General features: G+C 69.1%; 27 protein-coding genes and 1 pseudogene. 17 read left to right on the forward strand and 11 right to left on the reverse strand.

Going from position 1 to position 26,049, the window contains the following annotated elements:
- Positions 1 to 395: 395 nt before the first annotated feature.
- Entirely contained in the window at positions 396 to 1,442 is a 1,047-nt protein-coding gene (locus NR798_RS22955) for an SEL1-like repeat protein (protein WP_375773619.1), read from the forward strand.
- Positions 1,443 to 1,541: 99 nt separating this feature from the next.
- On the opposite strand, the pseudogene NR798_RS22960 reads toward NR798_RS22955, so the two are convergent.
- Positions 1,542 to 2,066 (reverse strand): annotated as a pseudogene (locus tag NR798_RS22960) (transposase); the annotation flags it as partial.
- Positions 2,067 to 2,532: 466 nt separating this feature from the next.
- Here NR798_RS22960 and NR798_RS22965 point away from each other — a divergent pair.
- The 4 genes from NR798_RS22965 to NR798_RS22980 all read left to right on the forward strand — a co-directional run bounded on the left by NR798_RS22965 (position 2,533) and on the right by NR798_RS22980 (position 4,882).
- On the forward strand, positions 2,533 to 2,937 hold the full coding sequence (locus NR798_RS22965) for a hypothetical protein (RefSeq protein WP_375773620.1): 405 nt from the start codon (positions 2,533 to 2,535) through the stop codon (positions 2,935 to 2,937).
- Between the two features lie 2 nt (positions 2,938 to 2,939).
- Positions 2,940 to 3,425 (forward strand): SMI1/KNR4 family protein, encoded by a 486-nt coding sequence (locus NR798_RS22970; protein ID WP_375773621.1) that lies wholly within the window; start codon positions 2,940 to 2,942, stop codon positions 3,423 to 3,425.
- 64 nt (positions 3,426 to 3,489) lie between these two features.
- The gene (locus NR798_RS22975) at positions 3,490 to 3,969 is read left to right on the forward strand and encodes a GFA family protein (protein ID WP_375773622.1); all 480 of its coding nucleotides are present in this window, start codon (positions 3,490 to 3,492) and stop codon (positions 3,967 to 3,969) included.
- Between the two features lie 55 nt (positions 3,970 to 4,024).
- Positions 4,025 to 4,882, forward strand: coding sequence for a hypothetical protein (locus tag NR798_RS22980; RefSeq protein ID WP_375773623.1), 858 nt, complete (start codon positions 4,025 to 4,027; stop codon positions 4,880 to 4,882).
- 16 nt (positions 4,883 to 4,898) lie between these two features.
- On the opposite strand, the gene NR798_RS22985 is transcribed toward NR798_RS22980, so the two are convergent.
- Positions 4,899 to 6,578, reverse strand: coding sequence for an FAD-dependent oxidoreductase (locus tag NR798_RS22985; RefSeq protein WP_375773624.1), 1,680 nt, complete (start codon positions 6,576 to 6,578; stop codon positions 4,899 to 4,901).
- A 132-nt stretch (positions 6,579 to 6,710) separates the two neighbouring features.
- Here NR798_RS22985 and NR798_RS22990 point away from each other — a divergent pair, with 132 nt between their 5' ends.
- Positions 6,711 to 8,252: an alkaline phosphatase D family protein gene (locus NR798_RS22990; protein ID WP_375773625.1), complete on the forward strand. Its 1,542-nt coding sequence runs from the start codon at positions 6,711 to 6,713 to the stop codon at positions 8,250 to 8,252.
- A gap of 1 nt (position 8,253) precedes the next feature.
- Here the strand turns inward: NR798_RS22990 and NR798_RS22995 are convergent, their stop codons facing one another.
- Entirely contained in the window at positions 8,254 to 9,237 is a 984-nt protein-coding gene (locus NR798_RS22995) for an AraC family transcriptional regulator (protein ID WP_375773626.1), read from the reverse strand.
- Positions 9,238 to 9,334: 97 nt separating this feature from the next.
- On the opposite strand from NR798_RS22995, the gene NR798_RS23000 reads away from it, so the two are divergent.
- The 4 genes from NR798_RS23000 to NR798_RS23015 are packed head-to-tail and all read left to right on the forward strand — an operon-like array spanning position 9,335 to position 11,810.
- Positions 9,335 to 9,784, forward strand: coding sequence for a nuclear transport factor 2 family protein (locus NR798_RS23000; RefSeq protein WP_375773627.1), 450 nt, complete (start codon positions 9,335 to 9,337; stop codon positions 9,782 to 9,784).
- A complete protein-coding gene (locus NR798_RS23005) occupies positions 9,781 to 10,653 on the forward strand; it encodes an NAD(P)H-binding protein (protein ID WP_375773628.1) in 873 nt (290 codons plus the stop codon). The genes NR798_RS23000 and NR798_RS23005 overlap by 4 nt, the downstream gene beginning before the upstream one ends.
- Positions 10,654 to 10,706: 53 nt before the next feature.
- Positions 10,707 to 11,312, forward strand: a complete 606-nt coding sequence (locus NR798_RS23010; RefSeq protein ID WP_375773629.1) for a Uma2 family endonuclease — start codon at positions 10,707 to 10,709, stop codon at positions 11,310 to 11,312.
- A gap of 9 nt (positions 11,313 to 11,321) precedes the next feature.
- Complete coding sequence (locus NR798_RS23015) at positions 11,322 to 11,810, forward strand: hypothetical protein (RefSeq protein WP_375773630.1); 489 nt, start codon at positions 11,322 to 11,324, stop codon at positions 11,808 to 11,810.
- Positions 11,811 to 11,848: 38 nt separating this feature from the next.
- On the opposite strand, the gene NR798_RS23020 is transcribed toward NR798_RS23015, so the two are convergent.
- From NR798_RS23020 to NR798_RS23030, 3 genes are all read right to left on the reverse strand, one after another.
- The gene (locus NR798_RS23020) at positions 11,849 to 12,787 is read right to left on the reverse strand and encodes a hypothetical protein (protein WP_375773631.1); all 939 of its coding nucleotides are present in this window, start codon (positions 12,785 to 12,787) and stop codon (positions 11,849 to 11,851) included.
- A 370-nt stretch (positions 12,788 to 13,157) separates the two neighbouring features.
- Positions 13,158 to 13,568, reverse strand: coding sequence for a condensation domain-containing protein (locus NR798_RS23025; RefSeq protein ID WP_375773632.1), 411 nt, complete (start codon positions 13,566 to 13,568; stop codon positions 13,158 to 13,160).
- Positions 13,569 to 13,715: 147 nt separating this feature from the next.
- On the reverse strand, positions 13,716 to 14,198 hold the full coding sequence (locus NR798_RS23030; protein WP_375773633.1) for a peptidylprolyl isomerase: 483 nt from the start codon (positions 14,196 to 14,198) through the stop codon (positions 13,716 to 13,718).
- A gap of 574 nt (positions 14,199 to 14,772) precedes the next feature.
- Between NR798_RS23030 and NR798_RS23035 the strand changes: the two genes are divergently transcribed.
- The 3 genes from NR798_RS23035 to NR798_RS23045 all read left to right on the forward strand — a co-directional run bounded on the left by NR798_RS23035 (position 14,773) and on the right by NR798_RS23045 (position 17,238).
- Positions 14,773 to 15,768, forward strand: a complete 996-nt coding sequence (locus NR798_RS23035) for a 3-oxoacyl-ACP synthase III family protein (RefSeq protein WP_375773634.1) — start codon at positions 14,773 to 14,775, stop codon at positions 15,766 to 15,768.
- 7 nt (positions 15,769 to 15,775) lie between these two features.
- Positions 15,776 to 16,897: an acyltransferase gene (locus NR798_RS23040; RefSeq protein WP_375773635.1), complete on the forward strand. Its 1,122-nt coding sequence runs from the start codon at positions 15,776 to 15,778 to the stop codon at positions 16,895 to 16,897.
- A 110-nt stretch (positions 16,898 to 17,007) separates the two neighbouring features.
- On the forward strand, positions 17,008 to 17,238 hold the full coding sequence (locus tag NR798_RS23045; RefSeq protein WP_375773636.1) for a microviridin/marinostatin family tricyclic proteinase inhibitor: 231 nt from the start codon (positions 17,008 to 17,010) through the stop codon (positions 17,236 to 17,238).
- 16 nt (positions 17,239 to 17,254) lie between these two features.
- On the opposite strand, the gene NR798_RS23050 is transcribed toward NR798_RS23045, so the two are convergent.
- A complete protein-coding gene (locus tag NR798_RS23050; RefSeq protein ID WP_375773637.1) occupies positions 17,255 to 18,448 on the reverse strand; it encodes an FAD-dependent monooxygenase in 1,194 nt (397 codons plus the stop codon).
- A gap of 114 nt (positions 18,449 to 18,562) precedes the next feature.
- Here NR798_RS23050 and NR798_RS23055 point away from each other — a divergent pair, with 114 nt between their 5' ends.
- On the forward strand, positions 18,563 to 19,759 hold the full coding sequence (locus NR798_RS23055; protein ID WP_375773638.1) for a trans-sulfuration enzyme family protein: 1,197 nt from the start codon (positions 18,563 to 18,565) through the stop codon (positions 19,757 to 19,759).
- A gap of 25 nt (positions 19,760 to 19,784) precedes the next feature.
- Here NR798_RS23055 and NR798_RS23060 read toward each other — a convergent pair whose 3' ends face one another.
- Together NR798_RS23060 and NR798_RS23065 are read right to left on the reverse strand one after the other, a co-directional pair.
- A complete protein-coding gene (locus NR798_RS23060) occupies positions 19,785 to 20,249 on the reverse strand; it encodes a PaaI family thioesterase (protein ID WP_375773639.1) in 465 nt (154 codons plus the stop codon).
- Between the two features lie 239 nt (positions 20,250 to 20,488).
- On the reverse strand, positions 20,489 to 22,276 hold the full coding sequence (locus tag NR798_RS23065) for a serine/threonine protein kinase (RefSeq protein ID WP_375773640.1): 1,788 nt from the start codon (positions 22,274 to 22,276) through the stop codon (positions 20,489 to 20,491).
- Between the two features lie 236 nt (positions 22,277 to 22,512).
- Between NR798_RS23065 and NR798_RS23070 the strand changes: the two genes are divergently transcribed.
- Positions 22,513 to 23,601 carry an acyltransferase domain-containing protein gene (locus NR798_RS23070; protein ID WP_375773641.1) on the forward strand — a complete coding sequence of 363 codons (1,089 nt, stop codon included), beginning with the start codon at positions 22,513 to 22,515 and terminating at the stop codon, positions 23,599 to 23,601.
- A 46-nt stretch (positions 23,602 to 23,647) separates the two neighbouring features.
- On the opposite strand, the gene NR798_RS23075 is transcribed toward NR798_RS23070, so the two are convergent.
- On the reverse strand, positions 23,648 to 24,154 hold the full coding sequence (locus NR798_RS23075) for a DoxX family protein (protein ID WP_375773642.1): 507 nt from the start codon (positions 24,152 to 24,154) through the stop codon (positions 23,648 to 23,650).
- Between the two features lie 268 nt (positions 24,155 to 24,422).
- Between NR798_RS23075 and NR798_RS23080 the strand changes: the two genes are divergently transcribed.
- The gene (locus NR798_RS23080; protein WP_375773643.1) at positions 24,423 to 24,659 is read left to right on the forward strand and encodes a hypothetical protein; all 237 of its coding nucleotides are present in this window, start codon (positions 24,423 to 24,425) and stop codon (positions 24,657 to 24,659) included.
- Between the two features lie 3 nt (positions 24,660 to 24,662).
- Here the strand turns inward: NR798_RS23080 and aat are convergent, their stop codons facing one another.
- Positions 24,663 to 25,319 (reverse strand): leucyl/phenylalanyl-tRNA--protein transferase, encoded by a 657-nt coding sequence (gene aat, locus NR798_RS23085; RefSeq protein ID WP_375773644.1) that lies wholly within the window; start codon positions 25,317 to 25,319, stop codon positions 24,663 to 24,665.
- A 114-nt stretch (positions 25,320 to 25,433) separates the two neighbouring features.
- Between aat and NR798_RS23090 the strand changes: the two genes are divergently transcribed.
- Entirely contained in the window at positions 25,434 to 26,030 is a 597-nt protein-coding gene (locus tag NR798_RS23090) for a Uma2 family endonuclease (RefSeq protein ID WP_375773645.1), read from the forward strand.
- The last annotated feature ends 19 nt before the right edge of the window (positions 26,031 to 26,049 follow it).

The following is a 26,049-nucleotide window of genomic DNA, read 5'->3' on the forward strand; positions in this document are numbered from 1 at the left end:
AACTCCCCTGACACAGGGGGTCGGAACGAGTCCTTTGACACCGTCCCTGGGAGGCTCATCACCGGTAGCCCGGTCTCCGAAGAGAACGGCTACTCCACCCCGCGCTCCCCCACCTGCTCCTCCCCAGCCACACTTCGCCAGGGCACACGCTACCGTTGGACTCCGTGCAGGCCTCCTTGGGGGCCTCCTTCACCGTCCAGGGCATGTCGCAAGGCCCTCCTGGCCCACCAGGAACCGCTCCGCGATGAGGATGCGTGGGCCGCTCGGCATGGCGCGGAATCCGAACCCCCTTTCTCCCTCAGCCCCTTGGGCTGATTTGCTGAAGATGGGATAGGGTTCGCGCCGTGTGGCCACGACGCGTGGAGCGTCCTGCCCATAACCAGGAGGGGGCTGTCATGTCTGAAGCTCACGGAATCGCGGTACGGCGGAGCTTGGGGCTGTGCGTTGTCATCGGGCTGCTGGGTGCATGTGCCACGGGGCGGCAGGGGGCCTCGTCATCCCAGGGCACCCCGAGTCAGTCGGTGGAGCGCTCCACGGAGGATTGCACAGGCGACAATGCGGAGGCGTGCGTGGCCCTCGGCGTGCGCTACCTCGATGGCAGCGGAGTCCCCCAGGACGAGCGCCGCGCCGCCGCGCTGTTCGAGAAGGCCTGCGAGGGCGGGGCGGCCCTGGGTTGCTTCAACCTCGGCGTGTTCTACGCGAAGGGCCGCGGAGTCCCCCGGGACGAGCGCCGCGCCGCCGCGCTGTATGAGAAGGCCTGCGAGGGCGGGCATGCCCAGGGTTGCTCCAACCTCGGCCTGTCCTACGCGAAGGGCAGCGGAGTCCCCCGGGACGCGCGCCGCGCCGCTGCGCTGTATGAGAAGGCCTGCGAGGGCGGGGTGGCCCAGGGTTGCTACAACCTCGGCTTGCTCTACCTCGATGGCAGCGGAGTCCCCCAGGACGAGCGCCGCGCCGCCACGCTGTTCGAGAAGGCCTGCGAGGGCGGGGCGGCCCAGGGTTGCTACAACCTCGGCGTGAGCTACGCGAAGGGCAGCGGAGTCCCCCAGGACGAGCGCCGCGCCGCCGCGCTGTATGAGAAGGCCTGCGAGGGCGGGCATGCCCAGGGTTGCTCCAACCTCGGCCTGTCCTACGCGAAGGGCAGCGGAGTCCCCCAGGACGAGCGCCGCGCCGCCGCGCTGTATGAGAAGGCCTGCGAGGGCGGGGTGGCCAAGGGTTGCTACAACCTCGGCCTGTTCTACGCGAAGGGCAGCGGAGTCCCCCGGGACGAGCGCCGCGCCGCCGCGCTGTTCGAGAAGGCCTGCGAGGGCGGGCATGCCCTGGGTTGCAGTGCCCTCAGCGCGTGCTACGCGCAGGGTTTCGGGGTCCCCAAGGACAAGGACCGGGCCGCCGCGCTGAAGAACCGGGCCGCCGCGCTTGGAGCGAGTGCATCTCCAGTTGAGTAATTCCAGCCCCCCCGGAAGGGTGTCAAAGAACTCGAAAGTAGCGAAGATGCCGTGGAACCTTGTGCGGTTTGTCCGAGGCGGAGGCACCAGCGACGCCAGACGACGGAGGAGCTCCAGCCCGGTGAAGAGGAGGCGCGTGGTGCCGTCGGGCAGCGGATGCTTCATCCGGTACGCGAGGCGGCCATCCTCCATCCGCGACAGTCGCTTCAGCGCCAGCGCGCCACGCGCCCCATAGCGGCACAGCCGCTCCAGCCCCTGCCTGTCGTTGGCATGGAGGTGCGTATTGGCATGCAGGGAGAAGCCTTCCATGAAGGCGCACCGGGGCTGCTTTCGGGGAGGGGGCCGCACGTCCACCTCCGTCCAGCGCAGCCGCTGCTGCAGAGCGAACACCGCGCGCAGGAAGACGGTGAGGACCTCCGAGAGCAGTCCCACGTCCTTGAGCAGCACCCACCGGACCCGGTGCGGAAAGGACAGCGTCCACTGCCGGTAGGGCACGTGCGGCAGCATCTGCTCCACCATGTGCACCGCCGTCACCTGCGCGCGCTTCGCGTTGCAGGACGGGCACACCCCCAGCCGCTCCGCGACCTCCCGGACGGTCAGCAGCCGGCCGTAACCCGAGGCCATCTGTCGGTTCCAGGGCGGGGCCCAGCAGCAAACTAGCAGCAAAAATCTTGGTGTCCTGGCCTACTGGATGGGACGTCTGGACAGCATGGGGTGAAGAAACCCGAGTGGTTACGCTGGGTTGTGAACCGCTGGTAACCCCTGGACGGCCCTTCGCATTGGTTCGGGACCAAGGGGTCGCAGGTTCAAAAGAGTGGCCATCATCACAGGGGTTCCCATGAAGCTGGCCGGAGCGGTGGTGCTGTTTGTGTTCCTCACCGGATGCGCGACAACTCGGGGCACAGGTGGGTCTGGTCCTTCGCCCTCTCCAGGAGTTCAACCCGCGAGGAAGAAGGAACTGCCCTGGTTGAACGTGTCGGGTGGGCGGATGAAGACGACGCTCTACTACGGCCCCTGGTAATGCCGCCGGGAGTTCATGAACGGGTGTCAAAGGGAGTGCGCCAGCGAGGGCCACACACTCAAGGGATGCATGTGGCTGGCCGACTTCAAGTTCGATTGGGAGGGAAGCCTCGTGGTCCTACCCGTTCCCGTGAAGGCTGGGAGCCGCTACGGCATCTATCACTGCTGCTGCGACTACCGCACGTTGGAGCCAGCTGAGAAGAAACCCCTGCGTGATGCCTGGGAAAGTGTGAGGGAGTCCTTCCGTCGGGATTGGAGCAAGAGGTTCGGAGAATGGCCCTCCGAAAGTGGCAGAGACTGGCCCGGCCACCACATCCGGGATCTCTGGCATGGAGGTGACCCGGTGGACCCCAACAACGTCTTTCCCGCCGAGCCGTTCGTTCACGACATCTACAACAAGGCATACCCCGCCTGTTACGCCGGTCAGGCCCCCTGGAATACAGTGGGACCCAGCCTGCCCTATACGGACTACTGACCATGGCCGCGCCCATGATCCGCTTGCTCGAAGAGGTCTCCCGCGACCACTTCCCCTATCCGCCCGCCATGCCCGAGGAGATCGAGGCATTCGAGCAGCGGGTGGGCTGGAGGCTGGACCAGGACCTGCGGGCCTTCTACCTGCATTGTAACGGGGCGGAGCTGTTCAAGCGGCTGCCGGATGCCCCCTACCAGATGCTTCCCCTGTCCGAGATCGTCCGGGCGAGGGTGGCCATACGTCGAGAGGATGACGCCCAGTGGGGCCCTGCCTCGATGTATGCCCTCTGTGACGTGCAGGACGGCAACTACGTGGTGGTGGACGTGGCCCGGCAGCAGAACGGTCGTTACCCCCTCTTCGACGGCGACCACGAGACATGGCCGAACCCGGCCTACTGCCAGCAGATCGCCAGTTGCTTCTCCGAGTTCCTGGAGGAGGTGCTGCGCAGTAAGGGTCGCTCGTATTGGTTGTCGCGCCCGACAGGGCATTGATCGGCATGGACCGTGCCACCTGGCCTGATCTGGTAGACACACCCCAACGCGAAAGGACCCGATGATGAGCGACTGGAATCTCCCCTGGGAAGGCGGATGCCGCTGCGGACAGGTGCGGCTGAGGATCAGCGCACCGCCGCTGCTCACCATGGCCTGCCACTGCACGGGCTGCCAGCGGATGACGGCCAGCGCCTTCTCCTTGAGCGCCGCCATCCCCACCGAAGGGTTCTCGGTCACGCAAGGAGAGCCCGTCATTGGTGGCCTCCACGGCGCGTCCCGTCATTACTTCTGTCCGTACTGCATGAGCTGGATGTTCACCCGGGCCGAGGGCATGGACTGGTTCGTCAACCTTCGCGCGACGATGCTCGACGACCCCAGCTGGTTCACCCCGTTCATGGAGACGTGGACGAGCGAGAAGCTGCCCTGGGCCACCACCCCCGCGCTTCACAGCTTCGAGAAGCTGCCGGATTTCAACGACTACAAACGGCTGACGGACGAGTACGCGGCGCAGGCCGTGAAACCGGGGCCCTCGCGCCGGGCCTGAGGCTCTCTGCTATCCTCGGGGCCCCTCGAGCAGTCCCGCGAACTGAGCGTGCCCCATGCGTCATCAAATTCCCTCGGCGACGTCGAACGGCAGCTGGGGCTTCCTCCAGGACCACCCGAAGGTCCCCCTGCCCAAGCACACCCAGAAGGTGGTCGGCGCGATGCTCGACTTCTCGATCTCCGCGCTGGAAGCGGTCGAGACCGAGCTCCTGTGGAACCTGAGCTCCTCGGTCACCAAGGAGGTGCGCGCGCTGCTCTACCTCTACTTCGCGTTGAACGAGGCCTCGGACCCGGAGGCCGCGCTGGGCACGCTCATCTCGGTCTTCCGCAAGACCCGCACCGGCCTCGCCGACGAGAAGGGGAAGATGGAGATCATCCAGACCGATCCCAGCTTCGGCTCCGACTACGCGGGCTATGTGGCCCAGTCCCTGATGGGGGAGATGGGGCCCATCCACCTGCGGTTCCAGAAGCTCACGGACTCGAGCATCATGTTCGGCGCTCCCTTCCACGCCAACCTCCTGGTGCACGAGGCCACCCACCGCTACGCCAAGACGGTGGACGCGCCGGTGAACGTCCCCTCGGAGGGAAAGAAGCTCGCCTACCTCAACGTGTTCCGGGAGAACGTGCTCTCGACCTTCAAGGCGGCCAAGGAGGACAAGGCGAAGCTGCGCCAGAAGATCGCGGGCAAGGTGATGTCCCACATCACGCACGCGGACGCGCTGAACAACGCGGACAGCTACGCCTGGTTCATGACCGCGATGCTCGAGTCCTACGACACCACGTTGAACGCGGCCTTCAAGTTCTCCCGGATGAAGAACGAGCTGCGCGCGGCCGCGGAACAGTTCGCCGAGGTGCAGCAGCAAGTGCTCGGCGACGACATGTTCGGCGTCGCGACCGTCTTCACGGTGGCGTGACAGGGGCGACCCGCGCTCAGCCCGGCATGGGGTGCAGGAAGCCGTGGATGGCCTGCACCACGACGGAGCCCTCGCCCACGCTCGAGGCCACGCGCTTCACCGAGCCCGAGCGCACGTCCCCGACCGCGTAGATGCCCGGGCGCGTGGTCTCATAGGGCGAGGCGAGCGGATGGCCGCCGGCGCCGTACCCCGTCTTGACGAAGCCCTTGCTGTCGAGCTCCAGGCAGCCGTGGAGCCACTCGGTGTTGGGCTCGGCGCCGATCATCACGAAGACGTTGCCGATGCGGTGCGTGGACACCTCGCTCGTGTCCCGGTGGCGCCACGTCACCTCGCGCAGCAGCGTATCGCCCGCGAGCGCGGTGATCTCGGTGCGCGTGTGCAGGGTGATGCGGGGCGAGGAGAGGATGCGCTGCACGAGATAGTCCGACATCGTCGCGGCGAGCCCGGGGCCGCGCACGAGCACGTGGACCCGCGCGACGGTGCGCGAGAGGAAGACCGCTGCCTGGCCGGCTGAGTTGCCGCCTCCGACGACGATCACCTCCTCGCCCGTGCACAGCTGGGACTCCATCGCGGTCGCGGCGTAGTGGATGCCCTGTCCCTCGAAGCGCTCCAGGTCGGGCACGTCGAGCTTGCGGTAGCGCGCGCCGGTGGCGATGACCACTGCCCGCGCCTGCACCGAGCGATCATCCTCCAGGCGCAGCCGGTAGGGCCTGCGCTCGCAGTCGATGGCGATGACCGGCCGCGAGATGAGCAGCCGCGCCCCGAACTTCTGCGCCTGCACCTGCGCCCGGCCGGCGAGCGCCTGTCCGGAGATGCCGGTGGGAAAACCGAGGTAGTTCTCGATCTTCGAGCTGGTCCCCGCCTGTCCGCCCGGCGCCAGGGACTCGAGCACGAGCGTCTCCAGGCCCTCGGAGGCGGCGTAGACGGCGGCGGCGAGCCCTCCCGGACCGGCGCCCACCACCACCACGTCATAGACGTGCCCGGGGTCCACCTCCTCGGTGAGCCCCAGCCCGTCGGCGAGCGTGGCGTCACGGGGATTGTGGAACACGCGGTGGTCTCCCGGCGCGATCACCACGGGCAGCTGCCCGCCCATCAGCTTCAAGCAGGAGAGGAAGCCACCGCCCTCCGGGTCGACGTCCGTGTCGAACAGCTTATGGGGATAGCCGTTGCGCGTCAGGAAGCGCTGCAGCCGGAGCGTGTCCGCGCCATGGCCGGGGCCGATGAGCACGACACCCCCCTGCTGGTGCCGGATGAAACCGACCCGGCGCAGGATGAACGCGCGCATGATGATCTCGCCGATGTCCGGCTCGCCCGACACCAGCCGCCGGAAGTCCACGCGCTTCACCCGCACCACCCGGCTGTCGGCTCCGGTGCGGCCGCTCACCAAGATCTGCCGGTTGTTGAAGAGATCCAGCTCGCCGGTGAACTGCCGCTCGCGATGGACGGTGAAGATGTTCGGCGTGCCGTGCGGGTCGAGCTCAAAGATCTCGATGCTCCCCTCGAGCACGAAGAAGAAGTCGACGCTCCGATCACCGCGCTGGAAGAGGAGGGTCCCGCCGGGCAGCCGCTCCTCGGTCCCATAGGAGGTGACCCGCGCCGCCATCTCGGGGCTCAGATGCGGGAACGTCTGCGCGTCGCGCAGGTAGGGATCGCTCGGGTCGGACTCGGGCTCGCTCTGGATGCGTGGAGGCCCCATGGGACCAAAGCTAGGGAGGGGAGGGGGCTTCCACAATGCCGCCCCCGGGGTTGAGCGGGGAAGAGCGGCCGTGCGATCGGGCGGCCGCTTCTTGATCTAGAGTGGCTCCGCCAAACACCCCAGGGGGAGACCATGCCGCAGATGCTTCGCCCGCCGTCCGTTGGCCCCATCGTCGGACACACCACGGACACCAGCGTTCGTCTCTGGATTCGCGCCGCGGATGTTTCGGACTTGCGCACCGTGGGGGTCGCCGCGCTCTACGAGCCGGGCCAGCCGGAGCCGAGGGTGGAGTACTTCCGCCTCCATCGTGAGTACGACCGCACCGGAACGGTGGACTTCGATGGGCTCAAACCCAATACGCGTTACACGGCCCGCCTGGGCTCGATCTCGGTGGACAGCATCGACTCCGAGCTGATCGTCGATGACCAGGAGGTCTTTGATCGGCTCCCCCCGAAGAGCGTGTGGAAGGAGGACTTCCGGCGGATGGATCCCGCCGAGGCCGAGGCCAGCTTCACCACCTTCCCCAGCCCGGCCGAGAGCAGCTTCTCCTTCCTCATGGGCTCCTGCCGCTACCCGGGCGTCATGGGCGAGTCCAAGCGCTCGGATGAGATCTTCCAGGCCATGTACCGGCACGTGGAGCAGGCTCACGCCGCGGACGCGCTCCCGCCCCGCTTCGTGCTGATGATGGGAGACCAGATCTACGCCGACAAGTTCAACAAGATCCCCGTGGGCCGCGCGGACACCTGGCGCGAGTTCCAGGAGCGCTACACCACGGCGTTCTCCACGCCCTACATCCGCCGGCTCATGCGCTCGCTGCCAACGTACATGATCCTGGATGACCACGAGATCGAGGACAACTGGGCGCAGGCCCGCCTCAAGGACGCGCTCAAGCGCGATCTCTTCCACAACGCCATCCGCGCGTACATGAGCTACCAGTGGGTGCACGGGCCGCGCAACTTCGACAAGCGCATCCACTACAGCTTCGAGTGCGCCCAGGCCCCCTTCTTCGTCCTCGACGTGCGCACGCAGCGCATCCGCAATGACGACGAGACCCTGCAAGGCAACCACCTGTTGGGCTACCCCGCCAAGGCGAGTGCCCCCGGCATCAAGGGCCAGCTGGATCAGTTCTGCGACTGGCTGGTGGAGCAGCAGAAGCGGCGCGGCAACGTGCCCAAGTTCGTCGTCTCCCCGGGCGTCTTCGCGCCCAATGACGTCGGCTCGTCCACCGATGGTGGGAGCAGCGACTCCTGGCCCGCCTTCCCCGAGACGCGGCGGCGCGTGCTGCGCACCATCGTGGACAACAATGTCCAGAACGTCGTCTTCCTCTCCGGCGACGTGCACTGCTCCAACCTGGCGGAGATCTCCTTCGAGAAGAGGAACGGAAAAGCGCTGCCGCTCAAGGCCTTCTCCATCGTGTCCTCGGCCTTCTACTGGCCCTTCCCGTTCGCCGATGGGGATCCGCTCGGCTTCGTGCACGACTCGAAGGCCGAGAAGGATGGCTTCGACATCGACGGCGCCGTCACCATGCACTACCGCAGCTACGGCTTCGAGCAGGACGACAACTACACCCAGGTCACCTACGACGCGGGCAGGAACTCGCTCGTGGTGCAGAACTACAGCCGCAAGGGCAAGGCCTTGAATGCGCCCAATGAGCTGAAGCTCGCGAAGCGCTGAGTCACGGGCCCGGAGCGGGGAGCGCGGCCCCTTCCTGGCCGCCGCGCCCCACGCTTCGTGCCCGCCTGTAACCCCCGGGCCCGAGGCCATGCCATCGCTTGAAGGCCTTGTTGAAGGCCACGGCGCTGACGTAGCCCGCCCGCTCGGCGATCTGCGGGAGGCTGTCGTCCGTCTCGCGCAGCCACTGCGCGGCCTTCGCCATCCTCCACCCGGCGAGGTACTGCAGCGGGGGTTCTCCCACGAGCGCGTGGAAGCGCGCGGCGAACCCCGAGCGTGACAGCCCCACCGCGGCCGCCAGGCGCTCCACCGTCCAGGGCTCGGCCAGGCGCCCATGCATCAGCCCGAGTGCGGCACCGATGTGGGGATCCGCCAGGGCCCGCAACCCCGCGCCCTCGGGGCCGGCGGTGGCCACGCGCATGCGGAACGCCTGGACGAGCAGGACATCCGCGAGCCGCCCGACGACGATGGCACTGCCCGGGCCCGGCGAGGCGCTCTCGGCGGCGATGAGCTGCACCGTCGCGGCAAGCCACGGCGCGGCCCCCGGCTCGTGGGCGGGGAGGTGGATGGCGGGGGGGAAGGCATTGAACAGGGGGCTGTGCACACCCGGGCTGAACCGGAAGCAGCCGACGACGAGCGTGCTGACAGGCCCCTCTCCGCCGAGCCGGAGAGGCGAGAGCCAGGGCCCGCGCAGCTGCTCCGGGGAGAGCATGTCCCGCGCCGCGAGCGTGCGCCGGGAGCCATCATCCAGCACGTGGGCCGCGCCATGGGGCACCAGCACCACGTCTCCCGCCGAGAGGAGCACGGGAGCCTCCACGCCCTCGACCCGGAGCCGCAGGCTGCCTCGCGCCAGCACGTAGAAGGACGAGGTCTCCTTCTTCGGAACGCGCAGCGCCCAGGGCGCTCCCAGCTCGAAGCGGCCGAAGAGCTGGGTGGTGAACCGCATCGTCTCGAGCACGTCCGAGACGACGTCGATGCGGCCGTCCATGGGTCCTGGACGCTCGGGCAATTCTTTTGGACTCGCTGGCATTGAGAGTCCATAGCGCTGGGAGCACTGTTCGTCCATCACGAATCAGGAGCGACGCATGACACTTCCCTCATCCCCTCGCGATGCCGCCAGCTTGTTGGACGCCCACCTGGAGCTCATCGGTACGGACATCGAGCGCTGGCTCGGACTCTTCACGGAAGACGCGGTCGTCGAGTTCCCCTATGCGGCCGGGCTCGGTCTGCCCGAGCGCCTGGAAGGACGGGAGGCGATCCGCCGGTACTTCGCGGACACGCCGAAGCACTTCCAGGGGCTCGTCTTCACGAAGGTCCGGCGTTACCGCACCTCGGAGCCGGACGTCGCGCTCGCGGAAGCGCACGGCTCGGCGACCATCGCCGTCACGGGCAGCGGGTACGAGCAGGACTACGTCATGATGGTGAAGACGCGGGACGGGAGGATCTCCCTCTACCGGGAGTACTGGAATCCCATCCCGGGGCTCAGGGCCTTCGGTGGAGAGCAGAACCTGCGGAAGGCGGTGAGCGCGTCATGAGTGCTTCGCGAACGGGACACGCCCCCCGCGTCCTCGTCACGGGGGCGACGGGGAACACGGGCAGGCCCATTGCCTCGCGCCTGGCGGAGCTCGGCTTTGCCGTCCGGACCGCGGCGCGAGGAGACCGCCCCGCGGACAGCACCACCGAGCACGTGCGCTTCGATTGGGCCGATCCCTCCAGCCATGAGGAGGCCTTGTCCGGCGTGGACCGGATGTACCTGATCGCCCCGGCGATGGTGGAGGACCCTTCCGTCCTCATGCTGCCGTTTATCGAGCGGGCGGTGGAGCATGGCGTTCGGCGTGTCGTGCTGTTGAGCTCCTCCGCCGTGCCCGAAGGGGCTCCGGGGCTGGGGACCGTGCACCGGGCCCTCCGCGAGCGGGCGCCGGAGTGGGCCGTGCTCCAGCCATCGTGGTTCATGCAGAACTTCGCGGACGAGCGGCACCACCATGGCGCCGGTCTGAAGCACGATGGGGTGCTCGTGACGGCGACGGGCGAGGGCCGCGTCGGGTTCGTCGATGCCCGGGACATCGCGGAGGTCGCCGTCCGGGCGCTCGCCGATGAGCGCTCCCATGACACCGCGCATGTGATCACCGGCCCCCAGGCGTTGAGCTACGGCGACATCGCGGCCGTGCTCTCCCAGGTGACCGGCCGCCCGATGCGGCACGTGCAGGTGGATGGTGAGGCGGTCGTCCAGCACATGATGGGCGCGGGGATTCCGGAACGTTATGCCCGGCTCCTCGCGGGGCTCGAGGAGTCCATCCGGCAGGGGACCGACGCCCGGGTGGCCGACACCGTCTCGCGCGTGACCGGCCGCCCACCGCGCTCCTTCGAGGACTTCGCGAGGGCCCACGCCTCGTTCTGGAAGTAGCTACCGCGGCCCTGGCATTGCACTGCGTGAGGGTCATGCGGAAATCTTCCCTCATGGTCACTCGCCGCCCTCCCGAGTCCGAGTCCACTGAACGAAACGCCCCGTCCGTCGAGGCGGCCTTCCAGGCTGCTCCAGAGGAGATGGTGGCGGAGATCCTGGACGGTGAGCTGCACCTCAGCCCCCGCCCGGCCCGCCCCCATGCCAACGTGGCGATGAACCTTGCAGGCATCCTCACCGCGCCCTTCAAGTTTGGCAGGGGGGGCCCGGGCGGGTGGGTCAGCATCTCCGAGCCAGAACTGCATCTCGGCCCCCGCCCGGACAAGCTCGTGCCGGACCTCGCCGGGTGGAGGCGCGAGCGTCTGCCGGACGCTGTCGGAGGAGAGGATGCGCCGGCGCATTACGACCTCGTCCCGGATTGGGCGTGCGAGATTCTCTCCAAGCGCACGCGCAGCAGGGACAAGGGCCAGAAGATGCACATCTACGCCCGGGAAGGGGTGCGGCACCTGTGGCACGTGGATCCGCTGGCCCGCACGCTCGAGATCTTCCGGCTTCAGGAAAGCCAGTGGCTCCTCGTCCATTCCTTCGCCGGTGAGGCGCGGGTGCGCGCCGAGCCATTCGAGGCCCTCGAGCTCGAGCTGGCCCTCGTCTGGTCCAGATAGTGATTTTGCATGCCTCGCGAGCCCCCCATCGTCCTGCCCATCTCGTTGCCCCTGCTCAGGCACGCCAACCCCTGGGCGCTCCTGCTCGCGAAGGAGGAGGGTTATTCCCTCTCCAACGCTTCTCTCCTGTCCGAGCGCTACGCCCTCAAGAGCGATGAGAAGCCCTTCCTGCGGGAGCTGCTGCGCCGCAAGCGCAACGTGTGGGCCTTTCGCTGCGATCAGCGCCGCTTCGCCGGGGACTTCGTCGTGGTGGACATGTCGGAGCCGCGCCCCGAGCGGCGATGGGTCGGGGTGTTGGATCTCAAGATGGGGGCACCGCTCGTGCTCGGCGGGGGCGGAGCGGGCGTGCAACTCACCCATGCGCAGCTCGCCGTGGAAGCCCTCGCCGCGCGCCAGGGCATCATCACCCCCGGAACCCGGTACGAGCTGGCCACGGGTGACAAGGCCGCCATCCTCGCCTGGCTGTGCGCTGGACGGCGCGGCCGGCGTTCCTCGTAGGAGCTCGGGTATCGGCACTGGCGCTCCGTGGTGGGCCATCAGACCCGGCCCGTCGTGCCCTGAACCAGATCCTTCATGCGGACGGTCAGGTGGGTGTCCTGGGTCGCCAGCGTGCTCGCATCATCGGTGGGGATGACGTAGCCCTGATCGGCGCCGACGTGCTTCCGGTAGAAGTCCACCACTCCCTGATCCTGCACGTTGGACGTGGTGGTCTTCTTGATGCCGTAGACCGAGCCGGCGGCATTCCGGGCCTTGACCGCGTCCGGGGCGGACTCCAGGAGGTTCCGCTCCGTGCCGGACTTCTTGCCGCCGCTCTCCGGCGCGATGGTCATCGAGGCGTTGTCCCCTTCGATGTAGCTCACGTCGTAATAGGTCTGGTCTCCGCCGCCGTTGAACTTGACCTCACCGAGCGTGGCCGCCGCTCCGTCGCCCGACGTGCTGCGGAAGTTGCCGGACCAGCCCTTGGGGAACTCCACCGTCTGGGCCTTGCCGGGCTCCAGCGTCAGGGAGTTGATCGCCTTGTCCCCGGCGTTGGGCGTGAACTGGATGGTCATCGGCGAGCTGCCATCGTTGGTGAAGGTCATCGTGTTGCCGCTCTTCGCGGGGCTGGGAGCACCGACGCCACCGGCACCCTCCACGCTCTTCAGCGGAGACGCCGGGGCCGGCATCGTCTGGCCACCGGCCGTGGGGCTGGGAGCACCGGCGCCACCCTGGCCACCGAGCAGCTGCGCGGCCTTCTCCAGCACCTGCGCCATCCGCGCGAGCTCCTGCACCACCGACTCCAGGCCGCCCGCGTTCTTCGCGTTCATCGGAGAGTCGAAGCCATCGGCCGCGAACAGTTGCCGCAGGGAGTTGCTCCGCTGCGGGCCCTGGAGGTCCGTCAGGCCCCTGGCCGGCGTGGAGCTCGGCTCGGTCTGGGCGGGGCGCACCGAGGAAGGGCAGGCGATGGGCGAACGGGACAGGGGGGCGATGGCCATGGCGGGAACTCCTCGGGAGCGCTGGGGACGTGGGAGGCGACTTGCTCGCGGCTCGCGTGGGCATAGAGCAGGAGGCGTGCCAGGGCCTCGCGGCCTCTCGGGGCCGCTGCAAGAGGCCCTCGTCCCTCTGAAAGCCGCGTGTCCTGGGGATCGCCGTCACCCGCTGGAGGCCTCGAGCCCGGTGACTGCCGTCATCCCCTGGTGACCGCAGTCACCACCCTTCAACCCGTGGCCCTGGTGTGGACAGGGGATTGAACCCCATTTCACCCGATCCCCTCACCCCGTCCCTCTCCCGGAGGGCGAGGGGATATGGCCACGGCGGTCAGCGCATTTTCCCGGGGTGCTCTTTCGCGGACCTGCCTGAAAGGGCTCAGGCGCGCTCCCCCAGGACGCCCCGCACCTTCCTCGCGAGCTCCTGGAGGTGGGGCTCTCGCAGCATGGTCACGTGATTGCCGGGCACGACGTGGACCTCGACGCCCTCGGCGGCCAGGGGGATCCACGCCAGCTCGGGATGCCGCGGGGTCTCCCTCCTCCGTCGGGGCGCGCACGGGCGCTGCAGTGGGGGAGGGCCGCGGCGCCGCTCCGTGTCGGTGAAGGTCGTACGGAGTACCGGATGCCGCTCCACCAGCAGCGCCAGCGCACGCCTCAGCAGCTCCGGCTCCACTGCACCCCGGAGCCGGAAGCCGTAGGCGAGGTTGTACGCGGTGGAGTCGAGCTGGGTGGCGAACCAGAGGGCCCGCTGGTTGTACGAAAGCGCGCCCCCTTCAGACGAATGCGGCATGAGCCCTCGAGACGCTGGAAGGCCGGGAGTCTGTCATGCGGAGGTGACTCCCGATGCCCGGACGAGGCCCGCCAGGCAGGCAGGCAGCGAGGCTCTCGAGTGGTTGCGGCACGGACTGCTTTCGAGCCGTTGCCTCGGGCAGCCGGCTCAGTGCTCGTGGCCGGGGGCGTGCGCGTGGCCGTGCTCGAGCTCTTCCTTCGTCGCCGCGCGCACCTCGCGCACGGTCACCTCGAAGTGGAGCGTCTTGCCCGCCATCGGATCGTTGAAGTCGATCACCACCGTCTTGGGCCGCACTTCCTTGACGAGGAACTCCACATCGTCGCCGTCCTCATCCGTGGCGCTCACGATGCCACCGGCCTCCAGCTCCATGTCCGGCGGGAAGTCCTCGCGCGGCACCTCCTCCACGCCATCCGGATCGTACTCCCCGTAACCGTCCTTGGGCTCGACCACGACCTTCAGGGACTCGCCCGCCTTCTTTCCCGCGAGCGCGTTCTCCAGCCCCGGGACGATCTCCTCGTACCCGTGCAGGTAGACGAGCGGATCTCCCGGTTCACTCTCGTCGATGATCTTCCCGTCACCCAGGTGTAGGCGGTAGTCGATGGAGACGACGGTGTCCTTGGCAATCTGCATGGATGCCCTCCTCGGGGCACGGCATTTCAGGCGCGCTCGGAGCCGGACCCGCCACCGGCTTCTCCGGGGGAGGGGACTCCTGCCGTGCCTGGCTGATGATGGGGTTGCGCACCGGCTCTTTGCAGCGGAGCAGGACGCTCACCTGCCCACCAGGTGAGTGGGGGCGGCGCTCTGTACCACAGCGCCTCGGCCGCGGGCGGCCCAATACGCGGCGGTGCGCGTCATGGCTCGCGGGGGTGGGCTCCCTGTCCACACGGCCTGAATCGGCTCGGTGAATCCAGCTTGCTTGGATCTCTTCGAGAAGAGTGGAGGCTCATGGGGTCATCGAGCCCCAGCTGGTGCCGCCCTGACCCAGATGAGAGACACCGTGCAGCTGTAGTAACGTTTGCATGGCAGCCCGGCGTGGGTGTTCCTTACAAGTTCATCGAAGGGGATCTCGATGGATGCCGAGGAAGCCGCCCATTCATCCCCCCTCGATTCATTCACTCCCCCTCGAGCTGCAAGGACAGTTATGGCCCTGTCGAGTTCGCATCGGAACGACGTGTCGCCCTCCGTGGTGATCCGGGGTAGTGGAATGGCACTGCCGCCCCTGGCTTTCTCCAACGAGGACATCTGCAACTGGCACGGCCGGAAGGATCCGGCGTGGGTCTACGAGACCTTCGGTGTCAAGACGCGGCACACCCGCTACGACTACCGCAACGACCGGCTCGATGATCTCGACGAGGACGATCTCGCGCTCGAGGCCGCGCAGCGGGCCCTGAAGGACGCGGGGATGAGCATCGGCGACATCCAGATGATCATCTTCGTGACGCTCACGCCCACCACCCAGTGCACGCCGGATCCGGCGTGCGTCCTGCACAAGCGGCTGGGGGCCGCGCCCAACGTGCTGGCCCTCACGCATGTGGCCGGCTGCGCGGGCCCGCTCAACGCGATGATGATGGGCAGCGCACTCATCCGCTCGGGCCAGGCGCGCAACATCCTCGTGTGCTGCGCCAGCTCCCTGTCCTCGTTCAACAGGCCGGACCTCAAGAAGCGCATCTGGCTCCTGTCGACCATCTTCGGCGATGGCGCCGGAGCGCTCGTGCTCTCGGCGGAGCGCTCCCAGGAGCCGTGTGGGTTCTCCACCTTCTTCATGCACACCGAGCCGGATCTGGACGTGGTGCAGAAGAAGTTCGGTGGCTCCAAGCACCCTCCCACGCCCGACAACTACGCGGAGGTGATGGCGGACCACTACTCCGTGGACTATCGGGCCGTTCCCCGCAACCTCCACACGGCGTTCACGCGCAGCCATGGCGAGGTGCTCGAGGACAGCGGCTTGAAGAGCACCGACTGGGTCATCTTCAACATGAGCAACGCGCAGCACCAGCGGCGCTGGCTGCAGGGGATGGGGATCCCCGAGGAGCGGTCGTTCTTCAACATGGAGAACCACGGCAACTGCGCGGCGGCCTCGCTCGCGCTCGTGCTCCACGACTTCCTCCACGCGGGGCGCCACAAGTCCGGGGAGACCGTGTCGCTGCTGTGCGTCGGCACGGGCCTGCAGTCCGGTGGCGTGCTCTACCGCTTCCCCTGAGAGGATCATGACGGAATCGTTGAAGCGCCCGGCGCTGGATGGCTTCTTCGCGGGGCTGGATGATTTCCCCATCGAGTTCGCCTTCTTCTACGAGCGGCTGCCCGCGGCGGAGGCCCTGGCCGAAGGGCTGGCGAGGATCCTGCCCGCGTTCCCGCGGCTGCGGATGGGGGATCGCGTATCGCTGGAAGACGTGCCGGGGAGCAGGGTGCCCTCCGGTGACAAGGACTCGCGGACCGGGCTCTTCGACTCCGCGGAGCGGGGCACCCGGTGGCCGCGGTGCCAGCTGAAGGTCTCGCGCTTCGGGGAGGGGGGGTGCATCGGGGCCAGCATGTCGCACGTGCTCGGCGATGGCGTCAGCCTGGTGAACTTCCTCAACGCCTGGGCGCGCAACGTCCAAGGGGCCGCCCCGGTGGCTCCGGCCGTTTCCGATTGCCCGCCGCCGCCCGTGGAGGCGCTGGGGGCGTCCGGTCCGCTGGAGGAGGAGCTGGCGCGTGCCGGCTTCCGGCTCGGGCCGCTGCCGCGGTTCTGTCTTCGTGAGGACTACACCTGGGACATCGTGCGCTTGCCGCGGGAGCAGGTGGAGGCGCTGCTGCGCGAGGCCCGGGCGAGCCAGCCCCAGGTGACGGTGGGCGACGTGCTGGCGGCCCACCTCTTCCGGCACTACCACCCCACGGCCGTGGAGGGAGCGCCGGAGCCGTCGCTGGGCATCATCTTCGACTTCCGGCGCATTCCCGGGCTGCTCCCGCCGTCCTACTTCGGCAATGCCGGGCTGCCGCTGCTCGTCCCGCTCGCCCCCGGGGAGGCCACGACGCTGCCGCTGCCCGAGCTCGCGGCCCGCGTCCGGGCCCGGCTCCAGTCCGCGAGCGCCGCGGATTTCCACCGCTACCACGCGCTCCTGGAGGAGGTGCGGCGCACCAGGGGGCAGGAGGGGCTGAACCGGGTCGCCTTCTCGGCGGAGGATCACGGGCTGGTGATCAACAACATCTCCCGCTTCGATCTGTCGCTGCTCGACTTCGGCACGGGCGCACCCTACGCGTTCGACGTGATCACCCCGGTCCCCCGGGTGTGCTTCATCATCTCCCGGGGCGACACCCTGGAGGCGCACACCTCCCTGCCGAAGGACTGCTGAACGGGCAGGGGTGCGTGCTCCCGGGCCGCGCCGTCACAACCGATCCTCGCGGACTCCATCCGGGTGTACCACCCCCACCGGCCGACAGGCCGCCGCGAAGGAGTCCGGACATGAAGAAGAACGCCAAGGACAAAGCGCCTCGGAAGGGCGGGAAGCCCTTCTTCGCGCAGCTGTTGGAGGCCCAGGAGCTCGAGCAGGTCTCGGGCGGCCACAGACCGCCCTGCCCGGGACCGCAAACCCGGAAGTTCCCCTCGGACACCGACGAGCACGACAAGGGGCCTCCCATCTTCGTGACGTTGAAGTACCCCTCGGACAATGACGAGGGCGGCTCCACCTGCTGAGGGGAGTCGCGGGGCGTCAGCGGGGAAGCTGGGCCACCGGGATGCCGTAGCGCAGGTCCACCCGGGTGACGCCCTGGCTTCCCTGGCTGGCCTTCTTCGAGAGCTTCAGCACCACCCCGAGCACGGTGAACATGAGGTGCTCGACGAACAGGGGGGCCATGACCATCCGGTGCACGCGGGTCTGCATGGCCTGGATCTGATCGGCCTCGGGGCGGCGCTCGTCCTGGATCTTCTGGAGGACGCCCTCGTCGATGGGCTGACCGGCGCGCAGGGCCTCGAGCAGGTGATTGGCGGCCACGATGCTGTCGCGCAGGGCCAGGTTCAACCCCTGGCCTCCCGAGGGCGACATGGTGTGCGCGGCGTCCCCGAGGAACAGCAGCCCGGGCACGTGCCAGCGTTCGAGCCGGTCCACGACGACCCGGAGGAACTGGGTCTCGGTGTTCTCGTCGAGCTTCTTCTCGAGGTGGGGCCGCAGCGTCTCGGGCACCGTGGGCAGGAGCTGGCGCCGCAGCTCGGGGAGGTTCTTGCGCAGCCCGCCGAGATCCCCGGGCGCGCTGTAGGCCACCTGCAGCCGGGAGCGCGTCGTGCGGTGGAAGACGGCCACCACGCCTTTGCCGAACATGTGCACATCGAGGCTCTCGGGCAGCGCCTCGGGGGCGTCCGAGAAGTCGAAGCGCAGCCACACCACGTCCGCGGGCACCTGGTTGGACTCGGTCTGGATGCCCACGTCCTTGCGCAGCCCGCTGTTGCGGCCGCTGCAGTCCACGAAGAGGTCGCCGTCGACACGGCCCTCGGTGCCTTCGCGCCGCGTCTTCAGGGCCACCACCCGGCCGTTCTCGCGAATCGTCTGGAGGGCCGTGGTGCCGAAGTCCAGCCGGTAGTGCGGGAAGCGGCCGCACAGCTCGTGGAGCAGCCCGAGCAAGCCGGCCTGGGAGATGAGCGAGCCCCGCTCCTTGCCGCCCGGGACCATGACGCGCCGGCTCTTCCCGACGAACAGCCGCCGTTCCACCTCCGGGAACGCGAGCTTCCGCTCCGCGAGCACCTGGAGCATGCCGAGCTGCTCCAGGGCCGCGAGCACCGAGGGCTGGAGGAACTCGCCGCGGAACTCGCGCTCGAAGTCGGGATGTCTCTCGAGCACGCGCACCGGGACGCCATTCGTCACCAGTTGGTAGGCGAGCAGCATGCCGGCGGGGCCGGCTCCGACGATCACGACCTGGGGATTCGTTGTCTGCGACATGGGTGCGGGCGACATAGGGCCGGAGATCGGCGAGCGTCAATGCACTCGTGGAATGATGGCCCTCGCTTCCACCTCACGAGGTGATCGATGGCTGAAGAATGGGACGTGCGGACCCGGCTGGTGCAGGCCGATGCGGATTCGGAGGAGGGGGCGCCGCTCAATACGCCCCTCGTGTTGTCCACCACCTTTCGCGCCCACCCGGAGGGGGTGGGCTTCTCCGCGGCGGACCTGGGCGAGGAGTCGCCCTACTTCTACGCGCGCTGGTCCACGCCCACCGTGCGCACCCTGGAGCGGCGTCTGGCCGAGCTCGAGGGCGGCGAGGATGCGCTCTGCTTCTCCAGCGGCATGGCGGCCATCACCGGGCTGCTGCTGCACCTGCTCGGGCCTGGAGACCACCTCGTCATCAGCGACGTCTGCTACGCGGGCGCGGCCGAGTTCGTCCGGGGCAAGCTGCGGCGCTTCGGCGTGGAGGTGTCGATCGTTGATACCTCGGACCTCGCCCAGGTCCGTGCCGCCCTGCGCCCCACGACGCGGCTCGTCTACATCGAGACCCCGTGCAACCCCATCCTGAAGCTGACCGACGTGGAGGCGGTGGGGGCGCTCGCGCGTGAGGCCGGAGCCCGCCTCGCCGTCGATGCGACCCTCGCGACCCCCATCGGACTGCGGCCCATCGCCCTCGGGGCCGACTTCGTCATCCACTCGTTGACCAAGTACATCGGAGGCCACGGGGATGCGCTGGGTGGCGTCGTCGTGGGGCGCCGGGCAGAGCTGGCGGCGCTGCGCCAGGACTCGCTCATCCACCTGGGCGCGGTGCTCAGCCCCTTTCCCGCGTGGTTGATCCTCCGCAGCCTCGCCACCCTGCCTCAGCGCATGGCCTCCCACGCGGCCACCGCCCGGCAGGTGGCCGCGTTTCTCGAGACGCACCCGCGCGTGCACCACGTCCTGTACCCGGGCCTCGACTCACACCCGCAGGCAGAGCTCGCCCGGCGGCAGTTGCGCAACACCTCGGGGATGATCGCCTTCCAGGCGGAGAACGCTCCCGCCGTGGCGCGCCGCCTCGCCGAGCGGCTGAAAGTGGTCAAGTACGCCGTCTCGCTTGGCAAGCCGCACAGCCTCGTCTTCTACCTGCCGACGGAGGATCTGCAGCGGACCTCCTTCCAGCTCCCGCCCGAGCTGCTGGAGCGTTACCGGGCCTGGGCCGGGGACGGCATCTTCCGCCTGTCCATCGGACTGGAGGCCCCGGAGGATCTCATCCGGGACCTGGATCAGGCGTTGGCGCCCTGAGCCTCCAGCGCGGGAGTCATGACTGTCATCGCCCGCGCGCCTCGTCTCCACGCAGGACCATGCACGAGCTGAACAGCCGGGCCACGAGGCTGCCCTTGTCGTCCTCGACGTCGCACTCGATCAACCCGAGCGTCCGCGTGCGCTTGACCACTCGCCCGGTGGCGCGCAGGTGGGCGTTCCAGATGGGCTTGAGGAACTTCGACGTGAGATCGAGCGTGGTGAAGCTCTCCTCATCCTCGAGCGTGGTGGCCATCGCCGCGCCCATGGACAGGTCCGCCAGATCGCAGAGCACGCCACCGTGGAGGGTTCCCATGGGATTGGCATGGCGCTTCGAGGCGTCCAGCTCGACGACGACGCGGCCTGTCTCGACTCCGGTGAGCTGCAGCCCCAGCAGTTGCGCGATGGGTGGGGGCGGCGCCTCTCCCCGCAGGATCTGCTCGAGTTCCTGGAGGTGCCGCGTGGACTTGGGGGCGGAGACTCGGCCGTTCATGACTTCTCCTCGTTCAGGCGCACGCGACGGGGCAGCTCCCGCGCCGCGGCCCTGGGCTGGCTTTTGATATTATGACCATAATATGAAAAGGCCAGCGCTTCCAGGGAATCGACCGAGGGGCCGCCTGGGGGGCGTGATGGGCCCGGTCTCGCAAAAGTTGTCCAGCTGGCGTGTGGCTATTCGCAACGAGGACGAGTCGGCGGCTCTCCCGGGCGCTCGCTGACTCCGGCCAGGCCGGCTTACTCCGCCTCGAAGTCCACGTTGAAGACCAGGCGCTGGTCTCCCGGCAGCATGAAGGTCTTCTCCCAGACGGACTCGTTCTGGGTGACGCGCAGGTGGTGCTCGCCCTCGAACATCGTCTTCTCGGAGACCGGTGCCGTCCCCAGCGCCTGCCCGTCGAGCGTCACCTGGGACCCGGACGGCGCGTGCACCAGGATGGAGCCCATGCCCAGCCGGATGCGGAACGTCACCGTGTCCGGAGTGGAGCGCACGTCGATCATCCGCGCCGTCTTCAGCCCCCTGGCCTCATCCAGGAAGGTGAGTGTGTGGCGGCCCGGCGCGAGCGGAACCGTCAGCGGCGAGCGGCCGAAGGCCTTGCCATCCACCGACACGGTCACGTCGGGATTCACGAGGATCTCCACCGGCGTGGGAGGCACGGTGGGCGCCGCCGGGGCGGCCGCCACGCGCACTCCGGCATCCGGCGGGGACTGGGGCGCGGCCTCGAGCAGCACGGGGGTGTCGAATCGCAGGTCATCACCCGCATCCGTCGCCATGTCCTCGGGGACGGGCGGGGGCTTCTGCCGGACGCTCCAGACGGTGCCCACCGCGCTCACGAGCAGCAGGGCACCCACCGCGACCACGAGGGGCGCGGGCGAGCGGCGCGGGCGCGCGGGCCCGGCCATGGGCACGGCCGGAGGCGCCGCAACAGCGAGGGCCTCGGCGCTGGCGGACGGCGGCGCGCTCGGGGGCGGCGCGCTCGGGACGGGCGGAGCCACCACGGGCGCGATGACGGGCGCGGACGCGGTGACGGGCGCGGGCGGGACGACCGGCACGGACGCGGTGACGGGCGCGGCGGCGGGGGAGGGCGCTCGCGCGCCGCGGGCCAGCTCCTCGAGTCCCTTGTCGATCGTCCTCTTCCGGGCGGCCCGGGTCTCGTTGTTGGGCGGCAGCAGCCTCTCGATGAACCCGCCGAAGGCCGTGGACGAGGGCAGCTCGCCCGCGACGGCCACCAGGGCCTCGCGAAAGGCGAGGGCGCTCGGGTACCGGTCCCCGGAGCGCTTGGCCGTCGCGCGGCGCACCACCTCGTTGTAGGGCAGCGGAATCTCTGGCGGCAGCGGCGGTAGCGGGCGGTTGAGGACGGCCTTGTCCCGCTCGATGGAGTCCTGGAAGGGTTTGCGCCCCGAGAGGCACTCGTACAGCAGCAGGCCCAGGAGGAACACGTCCGTCAGGACGGAGGAGGCCTCGCGGCCACCCATGAGCTGCTCGGGGGCGATGTACAGGCGCTGGTTGCGCACCCGGCGTCCATTGAGCTCCCTCGGTGCCACCCCCAGCGCGCCGTAGCCCGACACCTTGCACACGCCGTTGAACGAGACCATCACGGTCTCCGGGCGCAGATCTCCGTGGATCAGCGGCGTCCCATCATCGTTGCCCGCCACGTGCGCGTAGTGCACCCCCTTCGCCACGTCCGCGGCGACGAGCGCGGCGAACTCCGGCGGCAGGCGCTGGGCCGCTTCCAATATCTGGCGCAGCGGCTCTCCATCCGCGTACTCCGTCACCCGCGCCAGCCGGCCCTCCAGCGTCACCAGCCCGTGCACGCGCAGGATGTTGGGGTGCTCGAAGACGACGGCGCGCTCCGTCTCCCGCTCCAGCCGCGCCCGCTGCATCGCGTCCTGCGCCACCTCGGGCGGCGCCCACACCAACACCACCGGCCGCGGCGCCGCTCCCTCTTGCAGCGCCAGCGCCAGGTACGGGCGCGCGCCCTCTCCAGGCATCAAGGGACCGAGTGGCTGGTAATGAACCTGGCTCATGGCTTCCCTCTTTTTACGGCTCCCCGGCTCCCACCGCCAGCCACAGGGTACGAGCGGCACGCCTTCGCACCCCTTGAGAGGGTGGTAAAAGTCGAAGAATCCACCAGCCGTGAAAGTCCCACTTCACTTTCCCTGGAAAACGAGCTATCAATACACCCATACTGAATTGATTCGGTGGGGCTGTTATGACCCGCCCTGTTGGCGGAGTCGAGGCAGCCCAGTGAGGGGAGTGGGGCATGCGGTGGACCTCCAAGGAGTCCCTGATGCGTCACGAGGGCGAGGCGGGCCCGGGGATGGGTCCATGCCGACCGGTCTTCGTGTTCTCCGGGCAGGGCTCGCAGTGGACGGGCATGGGCCGGGCGCTGTTGGAGCGCTCGACGGTGTTCGCGCTGGTGCTCAAGGCGTGCGACGTGCAGGTGCGGCGGCTGATGGGCTGGTCCCTGCTGGAGGCGCTGACGGCGGAGGACGCGCGGCTGGGTGACATCGAGGTGAGCTGCCCGGCCATCGTGTCCATGGAGATCGCCCTGGCGGCGCTGTGGCGCTCATGGGGCATCGAGCCGGCGGCGGTGGTGGGGCACAGCATCGGCGAGGTGGCGGCGGCCCACGTGGCGGGGGTGCTGTCGCTGGAAGACGCGATGCGGGTCATCTGCCACCAGGGCCGCACCGTGGGGAAGCTCAAGGGGAAGGGGGCCATGGCGGTGGTGGGGTTGCCGTGGGCGCGGGTGGGTGAGGCGCTGCCCGAGTTCGCGGGCCAGCTGTGGCGCGTCATCCACGCGAGCCCCGAGTGGACGGTGGTGGCCGCGGAGCCGGAGGTGCTGGAGCGGGTGCTGGCGGTGCTGCGCAGGCGCGGCGTGCCGGCGCGCCGGGTGGACTCGGAGGTGGCGGCGCACTGCCCGCAGGTGGACCCCTACCGCGAGGAGCTGCACGGGCTGCTGAGCGGCATCGGCCCGCGCGCGGAGCGGCTGCCCATCGTCTCCACGGTGACGGGAGGCGCGCTGCCGGGGCGGCGGTTCGACGCGGGCTACTGGGTGCGCAACCTGGCCGAGCCGGTGCTGTTCCGCGAGGGCGTGGACACGCTGCTCGAGGCCGGGCACGACACCTTCCTGGAGGTCAGCCCGCATCCGCTGGTGAAGCACTCGCTGGAGTCGTGCCTCGAGGGCGCGGGCGTGCGCGGGCAGCTCTTCGTGTCGATGCGGCGCGGCAAGGAGCCGACGCAGGAGATGCTGGGGACGCTGCGCGGCCTGTCCCAGCCGCGCGAGCCGGAGCGGCAGCCCGAGGCGTCATTATCGGATGCCGGGGGGGCGCTCCTGGCGAACGTGGCCTGAGACGCAGGGGAGGCCCCGGCCGGAGCGCGGGGCCCCAAGCGCGTCCTCACCCGAGCAGCAGGGCGAGCTTGTCGAGGGGACTGACGCTCTTGCGGCGCAGCAGGCCCAGGCCCCAGCGGCGGCTCGGGCGCGGCCGGACGGCCTGGTGGAGGGACAGCTTGCCGGGGCCGCCGAGCAGCAACCCGAGGGCCGCGGCCATCAGCGACAGGTTGAACTCGTAGCCGCCCTTGAGGTTGTCGAAGCCCTTGGAGGCGTGCACCTTGGCGATGGCCACGGCCTGGGTGGCGAGGATGGAGAGCGCCGCCACGCGGGTGCCGATGCCCAGCACGGAGAGGACGCCAGCCAGGGTCTCGGTCCAGGCCGTCGCGAGCGCCAGGGGCCGTGCGGGCTCGAGGCCGAGGCTCTCGAAGAACTGCGAGGTCTGCTCCAGGCCCTCCGGCTTCAGCTTGGAGATGCCGTGGTAGAGCATCGTCGAGCCGAGCGTGGCCCGGAGTGGAAGCGCCGAGTGATTCGCCAGCGGGCCTTCCCAGGCCGTCAGGGTCGCGATTGCCATGTTCCCCTCCGCGTGTGGTGTGTCGCAGACACCCTTCGCATCGGGTGCGCTCCCGGCAATGAAGCTCCAGGCGAGCGGGGGAGCGCCCGGGCGTCGTCTCTCCGCTGAGCTCAGGCCGTCCGGAGAAGCCCGTGTCAGGCCGGCGCTCGTGAGGGCGTCTGTCGCCGCGGATTCCTGACGAGGAGAGTCACCGATGGGATGGGCTACCGACGCGGTCAGCGCGTTGGCGAGGGGGGAGCAGGTCACGGTCCGGCCGCGAGGCGGATCCATGCGAGGACGGATCGAGGATGGGCAGCCCGTCACGATCGGTCCCGTGGAGCCCGCCGTGGTGGAGGCCGGAGACGTGGTGCTGGTGCGATGGAAGGGGGGCGTCCTCCTGCATCTGGTGAAGGAGGCCACCCGGGACCGGGTGCTCATCGGCAACAACGTGGGCAGGGTGAACGGGTGGGCGAGCCGCCGGGATGTGCTCGGCCGCGTGGTGCGGGTTCATCCGCTCGGGAGCTGACGCTCAGAACCGGGCGTCGACGCCGAGCGCCACTCGGAGCCGTGCGAGGTACTCCGCCCGGGGTATCTCCACGGCTCCGATTCGCATCAGGTGCGGATTGGGTGCCTGGGCATCGAGCAGGACGAAGCCGTGGGCCCTGAGCCGCTCGACGAGGTAGGCGAGCGCCGCCTTCGAGGCGTCCGTTCGCCGGTGGAACATGGACTCGCCGCCGAAGTAGCCGCCGAACGCCACGCCGTACAGCCCGCCGATCAGGTGCTCTCCCTCGTAGACCTCCACGCTGTGGGCGATGCCCCGGCGGTGCAGCTCGGTGTACGAGGCGATGAAGTCCTCGGAGATCCACGTCTCGGGGCGGCCGGGGGAGGGCTCGGCACAGGCGCGCATGACGTCGGTGAAGCGCTCGTCCACGGCGAACCGCCAGCCGGCGCTCCGGATGCGCTTGAGCGTGCTGCGGTGGGGCCGGTAGCTCTCGAGGTCGAAGATGGCGCGCGGGTCCGGCGACCACCAGGTGATGACCGGGTCCGAGGACCACGGGAACATCCCGGCGCGGTAGGCCTGGATGAGGAAGTCGGGATCCAGGGTGCCGCCCACCCCCACCAACCCGGGAGGAGGCTGCACATCCTCCTCGCCAGGGATCTCGGGATCGTCGCCGTTTTCGTCCATGGTGAGGACGCCATGCTACGTCAGCCCCGGCCCGGTGCACCCTACCTCTGATGTCACCCCCTGCGGTATGATGGGACGAGTCTGGCGGGAGCGCCAGCGGGAGGAGGAGCGAACATGGGTCGGGGAAAGCGTCCAGCCACCTACGAGGACATTGAGGCCCTGCCGACAGGGTGGGTGGGGGAGATCATCGACGACGAGCTGTGGGCCTTTCCACGGCCGGCGGCGTGGCACTCGCGGGCGGCTTCGAAGCTTGGCGTGCTGTTGGATCGCTTCGACGCGGGGCAGGGCGGTCCGGGGGGCTGGTGGCTCCTGGACGAGCCGGAGCTGCACTTCGGCAAGCAGGTGCTGGTGCCGGACCTGGGGGGCTGGCGGCGGGAGCGGGCACCCGGGCTGCTGGAGCGGGATGAGCCCTTTTTCGACGTGGCGCCCGACTGGGTGTGCGAGGTGCTGTCGCCCTCCACGGCCGCGTTGGACCGGGGGCGCAAGCTGGAGGTCTACCACCAGCAGGGCGTAAGCCACGCCTGGCTGGTGGATCCGCGAGCCCACACCCTGGAGGTGTACCGTCGGGGGAGGAGGGGCTGGAGACTCGCCGCCCGTCACGGGGGCGAGGAGGTGGTCCGCGCCGAGCCCTTCGACGCGGAGCCACTGGAGCTGGGGCTCCTCTGGGTCTCGAAGTCGACCCCAGCCCCTGGAGCGCCTACCCCGGGGTGAACCATACCAGCACCCTACC

Source organism: Archangium gephyra (assembly GCF_042230915.1).
Lineage (GTDB): Bacteria > Myxococcota > Myxococcia > Myxococcales > Myxococcaceae > Archangium > Archangium gephyra_B.